Source organism: Pseudomonas sp. Pdm06, assembly GCF_014851795.1.
Classification (GTDB): Bacteria; Pseudomonadota; Gammaproteobacteria; order Pseudomonadales; family Pseudomonadaceae; genus Aquipseudomonas; species Aquipseudomonas fluorescens_AA.
This window is the reverse complement of record NZ_JACVAH010000001.1, coordinates 583,511-597,116: the sequence shown is the minus strand read 5'-3', so window position 1 is coordinate 597,116 and position 13,606 is coordinate 583,511. Positions and strand designations below refer to the sequence as shown.

12 protein-coding genes are annotated in these 13,606 nt (G+C 61.9%); 7 read left to right on the top strand and 5 right to left on the bottom strand.

The features are described 5' to 3' along the window. Positions 1-56: 56 nt before the first annotated feature. Positions 57-935 carry a Dyp-type peroxidase gene (locus tag IB266_RS02695; RefSeq protein WP_192259974.1) on the bottom strand — a complete coding sequence of 293 codons (879 nt, stop codon included), beginning with the start codon at positions 933-935 and terminating at the stop codon, positions 57-59. A gap of 228 nt (positions 936-1,163) precedes the next feature. Between IB266_RS02695 and ampC the strand changes: the two genes are divergently transcribed. Next, positions 1,164-2,312 carry a class C beta-lactamase gene (ampC, locus tag IB266_RS02690; RefSeq protein ID WP_192259972.1) on the top strand — a complete coding sequence of 383 codons (1,149 nt, stop codon included), beginning with the start codon at positions 1,164-1,166 and terminating at the stop codon, positions 2,310-2,312. Positions 2,313-2,499: 187 nt separating this feature from the next. On the opposite strand, the gene IB266_RS02685 is transcribed toward ampC, so the two are convergent. The 3 genes from IB266_RS02685 to IB266_RS02675 form a co-directional block, all read right to left on the bottom strand. Continuing rightward, the gene (locus tag IB266_RS02685; protein WP_192259970.1) at positions 2,500-3,048 is read right to left on the bottom strand and encodes a DUF4174 domain-containing protein; all 549 of its coding nucleotides are present in this window, start codon (positions 3,046-3,048) and stop codon (positions 2,500-2,502) included. Positions 3,049-3,311: 263 nt separating this feature from the next. Next, positions 3,312-4,097, bottom strand: coding sequence for a sulfite exporter TauE/SafE family protein (locus IB266_RS02680; RefSeq protein WP_053183477.1), 786 nt, complete (start codon positions 4,095-4,097; stop codon positions 3,312-3,314). 107 nt (positions 4,098-4,204) lie between these two features. Further along, positions 4,205-4,909: a hypothetical protein gene (locus IB266_RS02675; protein WP_225613378.1), complete on the bottom strand. Its 705-nt coding sequence runs from the start codon at positions 4,907-4,909 to the stop codon at positions 4,205-4,207. A 339-nt stretch (positions 4,910-5,248) separates the two neighbouring features. Between IB266_RS02675 and IB266_RS02670 the strand changes: the two genes are divergently transcribed. Both IB266_RS02670 and IB266_RS02665 read left to right on the top strand, forming a co-directional pair. Beyond that, positions 5,249-6,400: an aldose epimerase family protein gene (locus IB266_RS02670; RefSeq protein ID WP_192259966.1), complete on the top strand. Its 1,152-nt coding sequence runs from the start codon at positions 5,249-5,251 to the stop codon at positions 6,398-6,400. A 231-nt stretch (positions 6,401-6,631) separates the two neighbouring features. Next, a complete protein-coding gene (locus tag IB266_RS02665; protein WP_192259964.1) occupies positions 6,632-7,453 on the top strand; it encodes an aldo/keto reductase in 822 nt (273 codons plus the stop codon). Positions 7,454-7,629: 176 nt separating this feature from the next. Here IB266_RS02665 and IB266_RS02660 read toward each other — a convergent pair whose 3' ends face one another. Next, positions 7,630-9,993, bottom strand: coding sequence for a DNA polymerase II (locus tag IB266_RS02660; protein WP_192259962.1), 2,364 nt, complete (start codon positions 9,991-9,993; stop codon positions 7,630-7,632). Positions 9,994-10,201: 208 nt separating this feature from the next. Here IB266_RS02660 and IB266_RS02655 point away from each other — a divergent pair, with 208 nt between their 5' ends. From IB266_RS02655 to IB266_RS02640, 4 genes are all read left to right on the top strand, one after another. Continuing rightward, entirely contained in the window at positions 10,202-10,642 is a 441-nt protein-coding gene (locus tag IB266_RS02655) for a CBS domain-containing protein (RefSeq protein ID WP_060738251.1), read from the top strand. 69 nt (positions 10,643-10,711) lie between these two features. After that, the gene (locus IB266_RS02650; RefSeq protein ID WP_192259960.1) at positions 10,712-11,308 is read left to right on the top strand and encodes a paraquat-inducible protein A; all 597 of its coding nucleotides are present in this window, start codon (positions 10,712-10,714) and stop codon (positions 11,306-11,308) included. Beyond that, entirely contained in the window at positions 11,305-11,964 is a 660-nt protein-coding gene (locus IB266_RS02645; RefSeq protein ID WP_103309733.1) for a paraquat-inducible protein A, read from the top strand. Before IB266_RS02650 ends, IB266_RS02645 begins: the two co-directional genes overlap by 4 nt. Next, positions 11,945-13,603, top strand: coding sequence for an intermembrane transport protein PqiB (locus IB266_RS02640; protein WP_192259958.1), 1,659 nt, complete (start codon positions 11,945-11,947; stop codon positions 13,601-13,603). Before IB266_RS02645 ends, IB266_RS02640 begins: the two co-directional genes overlap by 20 nt. The last annotated feature ends 3 nt before the right edge of the window (positions 13,604-13,606 follow it).

Sequence of the window (13,606 nt, the reverse complement as noted above, 5' to 3'; positions counted from 1 at the left end):
ATAGACGTCCGGCCCAAGGATAGCGTTCACGTCACGCTTTGCACAAACCGCTGCGCTTACCGGGCCAAGGCGCGCAGATCCAGGCGTCCGTCCAACAATGGCGGGCACCAGTAATAGCCGCCGGTGATCGGTCGGCTCATGCGGTACAGGCCGTCGGTGATGCCGTCTTCCAGGCCGCTCATGCGCCGCAATTGAGCCTCGAAGGCATCGAGGGAGAAACCGAACGCCAGGAACATCAGCCCTGCACGGTCGCCTTCGATCCAGGGCATGGACCGACGGACCACGAATGCCTCCGGGGCAAAGCTTTCCTGGGCGGTGCGCTTGACGTGGGCCGATTCCGGCGCGTCGTCGATTTCTTCGTTGTCGCTCAGGCGCCGGCCCATGATGTTGTCGCGCTCATGGGGCTGCATCGCCGCGAAACCGTCCAGGTCGTGTTGCCATTGCTGGATCGCGGCGAAACTGCCACCGCGCACCCCGTCGGCGCCCTGGGCCAGGGCGGCGGCGATGGCCGCTTCGTCGTGAGGGTTTTCGGTGCCATCTTCATAACCGGTCAGGTCATGGCCGGTCATGTGGCGGAAAGTCTCGTTCATCTGCACCAGGCGCAGCGCCGGGGCCAGTGCCGCTTCGATGGCGCGGCTGCGGTGCATCAGCTCGCCGCGGTCTTCACCGTGCAGCCAGCACCACAGGGCATGTTGGGTCGAGGGGTTGTCCACACCTACGCCGGCCAACGCCGGAAAAGCCCGCAGGCCAGCGACCTGGGAGCCCAGCGCGTGGACCAGCGATTCGCCAAAGCCGATCACGGCCCGGCCATCGAGCAGCAACAGGAGTTTGTCTAGCGCAGCCGGCAATGCCTCGACCGATTCCAGGGCAAAAAACAAATGACGGGCCTGAGGCGGAACAGGGGTGGCAAGAATGCCGGACTGGTAGTAACTCATGTGAACTCCTTTAGAAAGAGCCGCGAGTTTACCCGGCGGCTGCCGCTTTGTGTGGTTTGGCTTGAGGTCCGATCGCGCCCGGCAACCCGACCCTTTTGTGGGAAGGTTCCCGTAGCCCCGTCAGACAACTCAGAAACATCCCCCCGGCCCGATAGCCTCGGATTGCCCGGCCGCCAAAAACGCCCTAGATTGAGCCCCCTCCAGGAAGGCCAACGAGAACGCTGCACCATGCCAATTGCCAGATCGATACTCGCCGGGATTGTTTTCCTGGTCTGCGGGACGTCCGTAAGCTTTGCCCAGGAACGCATTGAAGACACGGTCAATGCCGTCATCCAGCCCTTGATGAAACAACAGGACATCGCGGGCATGGCCGTCGCGATCACGTATAACGGTCAACGCCATTATTTCAACTACGGCCTGGCCTCCAAGGACACGAAAAAGCCGGTCACCGACCAGACCCTTTTCGAAATCGGCTCGGTCAGCAAGACCTTCACCGCCACCCTCGGCGCCTATGCCCAGGCCCGGGGCAAACTGTCCCTGACGGATCCGGCCGGTCGCTTTGCACCCGAACTGCGCGGCAGCGCCATGGAGGGCACCCGCCTGCTCGACCTTGCCACCTACACCGCCGGCGGCCTGCCCTTGCAGTTTCCCGACGAGGCGGATCACCCGGACCGGATGTTCAGTTACTACAGGAACTGGAAACCGCTCTACCCGACCGGCACCCAGCGGCTCTATTCAAACCCGAGCATTGGCCTGTTCGGCTACCTGGCGGCCCGCAGCCTGGGGCAGCCATTTGATGAGGTGATGGAGCGCACGCTGATGCCAGGGCTGGGCCTCAAGCACAGCTATGTGCGGGTGCCGCAGGATCAGATGGGGCGATACGCCCAAGGCTATGCAAAGGACGGCAAGCCCGTGCGAGTCGGCACCGGCGCATTGGATTCCGAAGCCTACGGGGTGAAGACCAGTTCAACGGACCTGATTCGTTTCGTCGAGGCCAACCTGCAACCTGAAAAACTGGACGCGGACCTGAAGCAAGCCATCGCCACGACGCATACGGGTTTCTATAAAGTTGGCGGGATGAATCAGGGGCTGGGCTGGGAGTTCTACCCCGCCCCGTACACCTTGAATGACCTGCTCGCTGGCAACACACCGCAGATGGCCCTGGCCCCACAAAAAGCCGAACCTCTCGACCCGCCTCGCCCGGCGCCGGACGGCGCCTGGATCAACAAGACCGGCTCCACCAACGGTTTCGGCGCGTACGCAGCGTTCGTGCCCGGGAAGGACATGGGGATCGTCCTGCTTGCCAACAGGAACTACCCGATCGAGGAACGGGTGAAGGCGGCGCACCGGATCCTGATGGCGCTGGATGGCCAATAAAACGGCCATGAGTCCTAATGCCAGCCAGTCAGAGCCCTGATGCCAGTCAGTTAACCTGTGGGAGTAAAGCTTGCTCGCGATGGCGGCAGACCCGTCAATGGCGTTGTCGACTGGCTCACCCCAATCGCGAGCAAGCTTTGCTCCCACGGGTTTGAGGCTTAACTGACTGGCATTGGCCACAGGGGCATCAGTCATCCAGCGGCTTCGGCGGCGCTGTCGGCTTGGTTGCCTTGCCAGGCTTGGTGCCTTTCGCATCCTTGGCCGGTGCGGGCTCCGGCGCGGGAGGTGGCGCCGGGGGCGTCGCTTCTTTTTCCGCGGCGGGGAGTTTATCGACGGTGTCGAAGAGGTCTTTCAATTCGATCGCCCCGGAATGCTCAAGCTTCTTTTCCCCGTCCTTGCCCACCAGGATGATCTTGGTCTGGGCCCCGGCGCCCAGCTTGAGGGAGCGGATCAGCGCCATGGTGCTTTGCGGGTCCAGGTCCTTGCCATCGCGCTGCCCAATGGTATTGAGCACGGTGTAGAGCACCATGTTGCGCTCGGAAAAACCCTGCTTGCCCGCCGGTTCACCCAAGGCCTTTTTCAGGCTGACCCAGGCCGGGTCGACTGTACTGGGCGCGATGACGATCAGGGGACGTGCCCTGCCTGCATCCGCCACCAAGGGTGAGTCGCCATCGGCTGCGAACAGGGGGCCGGCGATGGCCAGCAAGGTAGCGAAGGTCAACGACCGAATGAGCATGCGCCTCTCCTTTTGATATTTACGCTGTACTGATTGCACAGGGCGGCGATTGTTCCGCGAGAGTCGCTCAATACTGCGCCTGCCTGCCTTGAAGCTTAGGCCAGGGGGATCATTGCGCAACCGTAGGGAGAGTGCTGAAGTCGGAAGCGACCAGTGTGGGAGCGAGCTTGCTCGCGATAGCGGTGGTTCAGCTTGCATCGATGCTGAATGTGCCTGCGTCATCGCGAGCAAGCTCGCTCCCACACTGGATCGGGGTGATCGTGCTAGAACGCCAGCTTGAACCCGATCATCGCCAGCATCACCGCCAGGCAGGGGCGCAGCAGCTCGTCGGAGATCCGTCCCGACAAATGACTGCCCAGGTAGATCCCCGGCAACGAACCGATCAGCAGGAAACCCAGGATGTGCCAGTCCATGTTGCCCATGCTCGCGTGGCCCAGGCCAGCGACCAGGGTCAGCGGCACGGCGTGGGCGATCTCGGTGCCCACCAGGCGCTTGGTGACCAGGAACGGGTAGAGGATGAACAGCGCGACAGTGCCCAGGGCGCCGGCGCCGATGGACGTCAACGCGACCATCGTCCCCAGCACGAGACCGGTGATGACCGTCAGCACATTGAGACGCGCGCCAGAGGGGTTGTAGTGACCACCGGCACGGTCGTGGGCGAATTGCAACAGACGCTTCTTGAACAGGATTGCCAGGGCGGTGGCGAACAACACGAAGCCCAAGGCTTGCTTGATCACCGCGTTCATGGCGTCGGGCGAGCTGTGCAGGCTGCTGAGGAACCACAAGGTCAAGCCAACCGCCGGCACGCTGCCCAACGTCAACCAGCCGGTGATGGCCCAGTCGATGTTGCGGTTCTTGGCATGAACCAACACGCCACCAGACTTGGTAATGGCCGCATACAGCAGGTCCGTACCCACCGCCGTCGCCGGGTTGATACCAAACCACAACAGGATCGGGGTCATCAGCGACCCACCACCGACGCCGGTCATTCCAACGATGAAGCCGACCACCAGGCCCGCAACGACTAAACCGACATTACCGAAATCCATTAAACCCGTCTCAACACGACCGCATGAAAAATCTGGCCGCGAGCATAGCGATTTTTCTTATAACGCCCTATATCGATATGATCTATCTTTATTCCTTTCTTCTCTAATCACTGAACCGGCAGGAAATTGAGGAACAGCAGGCTCTGGGCGTAATTCAAACCGATACGCCGGTAACGCTCGTCGAGCATCTGGGTCAGCAGGTCCAATCGGGCGACAATTTTCCCGAACTCGACGGCGAAACTCAGGTTGCTGCCCTCCTCCGAAATCTCATTGGAAAACAGCAGCGGCTTGCCGTCCTTGTTCTGCCGCTGGCTAAGCAGCCAAGTGGCTTTTTCGATGTTGCGCGCCGCATTGCTGACAAAACGCGGGTCGATGGTGTCGGTCATGTAGAACTCGAGGCGATTGCCATGGGCGGTGACCAGCATGCTGCCGATGGCATAGATGAACGCCCCGACCCGATCACCGAGAAACTCCGGGCTCATGGCATAGCTCAGGGCGGCCAGGTCCTTCTTGCCACCCAGGGTCGGCAAGGGTTGCTGCTGCTCGATGGCCATGCGCACCTGTTTTTCCGCGGTGCGGGCGTCAAGAAAGCCGGATTTGCGCAGTTCCTCGGGGTTGCGCAGGTAAAGCTTGCTCATCAGCAGGTAGAGGCTTTGCAGGTTGTCGTGCATGGCCAGCGTTGCCATGCGGTCGACACTGGTTTGCAAGAACTCCTGGGGCTTGGCATTGCTGAACTGCGTGACCATGTCCTGCCCCTGTTGATGGCTGCAGCCGCCGCTGAACAGCATCGACACAGCGACCAACCCTGCCATGCAGGCACGGCGCAACCTCGTCACAGAAGAAAAAACACCGACCATCGAGTCTCGATCTGGGCTGGGGGAAGCGATGGGGGTCGCCGCTTCCAGGCCATGGATAGAGCGGCAAAAATCGCAAAAGTGCAGTGCCCAGAGAAAATCCTCGACCTTAGGCAAAGTCTTTTTTGCCTAATTAGTCTTACTTTTTAATTGATAAATCTTAATTTATGGCTATAAATCCCTTTTCACCCATCAAATAGAAAGACTACTAGACGAAAAAGCCTTCATCGCTGTCCGACCAGTAACGGACTCGACCCGCGTTAAAACAACAACAAAACAACAGGAAGGAAGGTCACCATGCTTGAATCCAGACAACTGCTCACGGCCCTCGGAGTGTCTCTGATGATCGCCACCTCGGCTTCCCAGGCTGCCGGCCTGACCAATGAACGCGCTGCGTTCGGCAAGACCGACGACGGCACGGCGGTGGAAAAATTCGTACTGCGCAACAGTCATGGCGTGGAGGCCACGGTCATCACCTATGGCGGCATCCTCCAGTCATTGAGCGTGCCGGACAAAAACGGCAAGGTCGCCGACATCGTGCTCGGTTTCGACGATGTGCAGGGTTATCAGAAGAATGGCAGCGTGTATTTCGGCGCGACCATCGGCCGTTTTGGCAATCGCCTGGCCGACGGGGCTTTCGAGCTGGACGGCAAGCGTTACCAAGTGCCGCAGAACGACCATGGCAACTCCTTGCACGGCGGGCCGCAAGGGTTCGACAAACGTGTCTGGAAGGCCCAGCCCCATAATGCCAAGGACTCGGTGGGCGTCACCCTGACCTACCTGTCACCCGATGGCGAGATGGGCTTTCCCGGCGCACTGAAAACCGACGTCACCTACAGCCTCAACGAACAGAACGAGTTGCGCATCGAGTACCAGGCCACCACCGACAAACCCACGGTGCTGAACCTGACCAACCACAGCTATTTCAACCTGGCCGGCGCAGGCAACGGCGACATACTCGAGCAGGTCGCGACCCTGCACGCGGCCCACTACACGCCGGTCACCGGCAAACTCATTCCCACCGGCGAACTGGCCCCGGTGGCCGGCACACCGATGGATTTCACCCAACCCACCGCCATCGGCACCCATATTAAGGCTGATCACCCACAACTCAAGTTCGCCGAACCGAAACAGGGCGGCTTCGACTTCAACTGGGCACTGGACGCCAAGGGCGATGTGAAAAAACTGGCCGCCGAGGTGTATGACACGGAGTCCGGACGACGCCTGCAGCTGTACACCACCGAGCCTGGCGTGCAGTTCTACACCAGCAACTTCCTCGATGGCACCGTCAAGGGCAAGCAAGGCAAGGTCTATCCGCATTGGGGCGCGTTCACCCTGGAAACCCAGCACTACCCCGACTCGCCAAACCAGCCGAACTTCCCTTCGACGCGGCTTGATCCGGGCCAGACCTACACCCAGACCATGGTGTTGAAGTTCTCCGCGAAGTAACGCCCCCGCCGAATCGTTCCCATGCTCTTGTGGGAGCGAGCTTGCCCGCGATAGCGGTGTGTCTGCGTGTGATGCTGCTGGATGGGCCGACGCCTTCGCGAGCAAGCTCGCTCCCACGGGTTGGTGTTGAGTTCGGATGCTGCGGGCTCGCGCAGAGCATGGGAACGATCCATGCGGGAACACTTGGTCTATCCTGCTGCCACACGTCAAAGCAAAAAACAGGAGATAGGCATGAGGACGCTGGAATTGGCGGGTGTGTCCGTACCGGTAATCGGCCAGGGCACCTGGCGCATGGGTGAAGAACCGTCCCATCACAAGAAAGAAGTAGCGGCCCTGCGGTTGGGGATCGAACTGGGCATGACCCTGATCGACACGGCGGAGATGTATGCCGAAGGCGGTGCCGAGACCGTCGTTGGCGAAGCGATCACCGGCCTGCGCGACCAGGTGTTCCTGGTGAGCAAGGTCTATCCCCACAACGCCAGTCGCAAAGGCATTCCCCTGGCCTGCGAACGCAGCTTGCGCCGGCTCGACACCGATTACATCGACCTGTATCTGTTGCACTGGCGCGGGCAGTACCCCTTGGCAGAAACCGTCGAAGCGTTCGAACGTCTGCGCGAAGAAGGCAAGATCGGTCGTTGGGGTGTGTCGAACTTTGACGTCGATGATCTCGAGGAGCTGGCCTCGCCGGCCTGCGCCACCAATCAAGTGCTGTACAACCTGCAGGAACGCGGCATCGAATTCGACCTGCTGCCCTGGTGCCAGCAACGGCGCATGCCGATCATGGCTTACTGCCCGGTCGGCCAGGGCGGGCACCTGCTCAAGGATCACACCCTGGGACAAATCGCCGAACGCCATCGGGCAACACCCGCGCAGATCGCACTGGCCTGGTTGCTGCGCCAGGACAATGTGATTGCCATACCCAAGGCTGTAAAACCTGAACATGTGCGCCTGAATGCCGAAGCGGCCAACCTCAGGCTCGAGCCTCAGGACCTGGCCGCCCTGGACCTGATATTTCCCCAGCCCCAGGGCAAGCAGCGCTTGGCGATGGTGTAGGAGCTGTGTAGGAGCTGTCGAGTGCAACGAGGCTGCGATCTCTCCCCTGACACTTGAATCTCAAGCGAAAGATCAAAAGATCAAAAGATCGCAGGCTTCGCCAGCCCCTACAGAGCCCAGCGGGAGCAAGCTCCCTCGCCACAAAGGCATCCTGCCAATAACCGGGCCTCCTCCCGTCAGAACAACCCCATCTGCCCCCCCACCAATGTCGAAAAATCATCATCCACAAACGGCAGGATCGCATCCGCCACCGGCTGCAGTTGTTTGGTCACGTAGTGGTCGTAATCGATTGGCGCACTGCGAATTTCCAGCGGCTCGGGGCCGGCGACGGTGATGACGTAGCTGATCCAGCCGCCATTCTGGTATTGCCGCGGACGGCCCTGGCGCTGGTTGAACTCATCGGCCAGCCGCGCGGCCCGCACGTGGGGTGGGACGTTGCGCTCGTAATCCTCCAGCGGCCGCCGCAGGCGCTTGCGATAGACCAACCGATCATCGAACGCACCGGCCAGGGTCTGCTGCACATAATCACGCACATACTCCTGGTAGGGCTTGCGGTGGAAGATCCGCCCGTACAATTCCTGCTGGAACTGCCGGGCCAGCGGCGACCAGTCGGTACGCACGGTTTCCAAGCCTTTGTAGACGATTTCATCGCTGCCGTCGGCGCGGGTCACCAGCCCGGCGTAGCGTTTCTTGCTGCCCTCCTCGGCACCCCGGATGGTCGGCATCAGGAAGCGCTTGAAGTGCGTTTCGAACTGCAGTTCCAGCGCGCTTTCCAACCCGAATTCGGCACGCACCTGCTCACGCCACCATTGGTTGACGTGTGCCACCAACTCGCGACCGATCCTGGCCGCTTCCTCCTGACCATGGGCACGACGCAACCAGACGAACGTGGAGTCGGTATCGCCGTAGATCACCACATGGCCCTGGGCTTCGATCAACTGGCGAGTGCGCTGCATGATCTGGTGGCCACGCAGGGTGATGGACGAGGCCAGGCGCGGATCGAAGAAGCGACAACCACTGGAGCCGAGCACGCCATAAAAGGCGTTCATGATGATTTTCAACGCTTGGGACAGCGGCGCATTGTGTTCGCGCTTGGCGGTCTCCCGGCCTTCGGAGACCCGCGCGACGATGGCCGGCAGGCAATGTCGACTTCGGGAGAAGCGCCCCCCGCGAAAGCCCGGCACCGATTCACGGTCATCCGGGTGACGCAGCCCTTCGATCAAGCCCACCGGGTCGATCAGGAAGGTGCGGATGATCGACGGATACAGGCTCTTGTAGTCCAGCACCAGCACCGACTCGTAGAGCCCCGGCTGGGAATCCATGACAAAACCACCCGGGCTGGCCTCGGGCGGACGCTGGCCGAGATTGGGGGCAACAAAACCCTGGCGGTGCATCAGCGGCATGTACAGGTGCGTGAAGGCCGCCACCGAACCGCCGCTGCGGTCCGCTGGCAGGCCGGTGACGCTGGCCCGTTCCAGCAGGAACTTGAGCAACTCGGTCTTGGCGAAGATCCGCGTCACCAGCTCGCAGTCCTTGAGGTTGTAGCGGGCCAGGGCCGGCTTGTCCTCGGCGAACATGCGATTGATCTCGTCCATGCGCTGGTACGGGTTGTCGATGGACTTGCCCTCCCCCAGCAGCGTCTGGGCGACGTTTTCCAGGCTGAACGACGGGAAGCTCCAGGTCGCCGAGCGCAGGGACTCGATCCCGTCGATGATCAGCCGACCGGCCGCCGAGGCGAAAAAGTGGTTGTTGCGCGCGCCGTGCTCGCGCCACTGCATTTCTTCGCCACCGCGGCCCAGGCGCAACGGCACCGCCAGCCGCCGGGCATGTTCATGCAGCACCCGCAGGTCGAATTGCACCAGGTTCCAGCCAATGATCGCGTCGGGGTCGAAACGGGCGAACCAGTCGTTGAGTTTCTTCAGCAGCAGCGTGCGCGATTCGCAGTATTCCAGCTGGAAATCCACACTGCTATCGTCTCCATTAGGTGACCCGAGCATATAGACCTGGCGCTCGCCGCAGCCTTCCAGGGCAATGGAATACAAATCGCCCTGGGCGGTGGTTTCGATGTCCAGGGACACCAGGCGCAACGGTGGACGGTAGTCGGGCGCCGGTTTCATCTGGGCATCCACCAGCAGGCCATCGACAGCCGGCGTACCGCCGAACCACACCGGGGCGGTGATGAAACGCTCCATCAGGTAGCGCTCCGGCGGCCGGATGTCCGCTTCGAACACCTCCACACCGGCGCGGCGCAAGGTGCCGTCCAGGCGCATCAGTTGGGCGTGTTGCTGGCAATACAGGCCCAGCACCGGGCGATGCTCGAAATCCAGCAGGTCCAAGGGGCGTAGCTCTACCTCCTTTTCCCCTTGCAGCAAGGCTTCGAGCTGGCCGCGCTGGATCTGCGGGACGAAGGCCACCGACGTCTGCACCGGCAGGCGCACGCGCCGGGGACCGGCGTCGGTCGCCAGCCAGAACTCGACTTCGGTGCCGGCCGGGGTGTCGCGCCAATGCCGGGTCAGGACGAAGCCCTGCTGTAAATCCACCGCTGAAACCTCGAATTTTGCGTAGGCGACGATTCTACCTGTGGCGAGGGGATTTATCCCCTCGCCACAACAGCGCCCGACCACGGGATGGGTGGTAATTTCCCGGGCAATGACGCTTTTGGACGACTGGCCGCCGCTTTACCGCTTGCTCTGCGCCGCTGGGTCTACGATTCTTTAATCACCCGCAAAACAACACCTGAGGCTCCCCATGAAAACCGTCGCGCAGTTGCTCCGGCTAAAAGATGATAAGAACCAGCAAGTGCACACCATCTCACCGGACGACATGGTATTGCAGGCCCTGATGCGCATGGCCGAGAAGAACGTCGGCGCCTTGCTGGTGGTGAAGGACGAAAAAGTGCTGGGGATCATCAGCGAGCGCGACTATGCACGCAAAATGGTCCTGCACGGTCGCTCATCCGTGGGCACGAAAGTGAGCGACATCATGGTATCCCCCGTGATCACCATCGACCCGCACCAGAATGTCGAGACGTGCCTGAGCATCATGACCGACAAGCACTTGCGACATTTGCCGGTGGTAGAAGACGGCAAGCTCGTCGGGCTGCTGTCCATTGGCGACCTGGTCAAGGAAGCCATCGCCGAACAGGCCGACCTGATCCGACAACTGGAGCAATACATTCGCGGCGAATGATCCCTTCCATCGGGTTGCTCATTCTCAACACACTTCTATATTGAAGGGGTTGTTCCTGCGAGCATCCCGATGGCCGCCACCGACCGACTGATCATTTGTGAACATTGCGATGCGGTGTACGAGCCGGTTGTGCTCGCCCCGCATCAAAAGGCCACGTGCGTGCGCTGCCACGCGGTGATCCAGCGCTACAACGGCCTGACCATCGAACAGCGCCTGGCCTTGAGCGTGACGGCCGCGGTGCTGTGGGCTTTCGCCAACCTCTACCCGGTGATGAGTATCCGTCTCCAGGGCCTGAGCAACAGCGCGACGTTGTGGGATTCCATCGTGGCGCTGAGCCAGGGCCCCATCACCTTCATCGCCCTGGTGACAGCGGTGGCGATCATCATTGCACCGGCCTTCCAACTGGCGCTGCTGCTCTGGGTACTGGGCCATGCCTACCTCCAGCGGCGGGCGCCAGGGTTCAGCCTGTGCATGCGCAGCCTGGAAACCTTGCGGCCCTGGAGCATGCTGGAGGTGTGCCTGCTGGGCGCGCTGGTGGCGGTGATCAAGCTCGCCGGCCTGCTGGACGTGCTCCCGGGTATCGGCCTGTTCGCCCTGGCGGCCTTGAGCCTGCTGATGATCCGTATCGCCGGGCGCGATGTCCGCGACCTGTGGGACACCCCATGAACGGCCAGCCGCAGGACACCCCGCCAGAGGCCCGCGACCTGGACCTGTGCCTGTGCCACAGTTGTGGCCTGGCCTGCGACATGGCCGACGGCCCCCAGACCTGCCCGCGTTGCGACGCCGCCCTGCACCGCCGCAAACCCGACGCCATCACCCGCACCTGGGCCTACATGCTCGCGGCGCTGGTGTTCTACATCCCGGCCAACCTGCTGCCGGTCATGAACACCCAGATGCTCGGCGAAGGTGCCGACAGCACCATCATCAGCGGTGTCATCGAGTTCTGGCAAAGCGGCGCCTGGGACATCGCGCTGATTATCTTCATCGCCAGCATCGCGGTGCCCGGCATCAAGTTCGTGGTACTGACCCTGCTGCTGGTGACCGTACAACGACGCAGTACCTGGGCCCAGGTCCAGCGGGCGAAGCTGTACCGGCTGGTGGAAGTCATCGGCTACTGGTCGATGCTCGATGTGCTGGTGGTGGCCCTGGTGGCCGCCCTGGTCAAGTTCCAGGCACTGAGCGATATCGAGCCACGACCGGGTATCCTGTTCTTCGGCCTCGTGGTGCTGTTCACCATGCTTTCGGCCATGAGTTTCGACCCCCGGCTGATCTGGGACACTCAACCATCCGAGGAGGTCATGGATGAAGTCGCAAGCCACTGACGGGCAACAACCTGTCCCCGGCCGGGCCCACGTCACCACCCGCCGCTGGACGGTGTCGCTGGTGTGGATCGTGCCGATCATCGCGGTGCTGGTGGGTGTTTCCCTGGTGGTCCACAACTGGCTGCAGGAAGGCCCGACCATCACCATCACCTTCAAGACCGGCCAGGGCCTGACCGCCAACAAGACCCAGGTGAAATACCGCAACGTGGTTATCGGCCAGGTCACCGACGTGCAACTGAGCAACGACCAGAAGAACGTCACCGCCACGGTCAAGCTCGCCAAGACCGCCGACACCTTCACGCACGAAGACTCGGTGTTCTGGGTCGTACGGCCGCGCATCGGGGCCGGTGGGATCTCGGGGATCGACACGCTGCTGTCCGGTGATTTCATCGGTGCCGACGCCGGCCAGTCGAAAGTGCGCGCCAAATCCTTCACGGGGCTGGAGAACCCGCCGCCGATCACTTATGGCGAACCGGGCAAGCGCTTTACCCTGCACGCCCAGGACCTCGGCTCGCTGGACATCGGCTCGCCGGTGTACCTGCGCAAGATCCCGGTGGGCCAGGTGGTGTCCTACGCCTTGGACGCCGACGGCAAAGGCGTCAACATCGACGTGTTCGTCAACGCGCCCAACGATGTGTATGTCACCGAAAACACCCGGTTCTGGAACGTCAGCGGCGTGGACGTGAACGTCGGCGCCAACGGTTTCGCCGTCAAGACCGAATCGCTCTCGGCCTTGCTGCTGGGCGGCATCGCGTTCCGGGCACCGGAGTACAGCCCCAACGACACCGCCGCCAGCGAAGAAAAGACCTTCGAACTGTTTGCCGACCAGCAGAGCGCCCTCGCCCCGCCCGATGGCAAGGGCCAATACCTGGCCTTGCGTTTCGACCAGGCCCTGCGCGGGTTGCGCGTCGGTGCGCCGGTAGAGTTCCTCGGCGTGGAAGTCGGCAGGGTGGTGGCCATCAACCTCGATTTCGATGAGAAGCAACGCAGCTTTCCGGTCAACGTCGGCGTGGTGATCTACCCTCAGCGCCTGGGCAAGGCCCATGAAAAACTGCTCAAGTCGCTCAACCACGATCCTGAAGACGAAGCCGCCAGTGCCCGCCTGATGGGCAGCTTCGTCGAGCGCGGCCTGCGTGCCCAGGCCCGTAGCGGCAACCTGCTGACCGGGCAGCTGTACATTTCGCTGGACTTCTACCCCAAGGCCGAAAAAGTGGCCTTCGACCCCAGCGCCCGCCCCGTGCGTATCCCGACCCTCCCGGGCAGCCTCCAGCAATTGCAGGAACAACTGCAGACGATGGTCGAACGAATCAACAAACTGCCACTGGAGAGTATCGCCGGCAACCTGGATGGCAATCTGGTAGAGCTGCGCAAAGGCCTGGCCCAGTTCAACAGCAAGACCCTGCCAGGCGTGCAACACACCTTGCAAGACGTCAGCAAGACCCTGCAATCGGCCAACTCGACCCTGGCCGAAGACTCACCCCAGCGCGAACAACTGACCCAGACCCTGGACGACCTGGGGCGCATGTCGCGTTCGCTGCGCGAGCTGTCGGACTACCTGAGCCGCCATCCCGAATCGCTGCTTCGCGGCCGGCCCAAGGACGCACCGGCACAGAACCTCACATTGCCGGTGAAAGAATGAGTA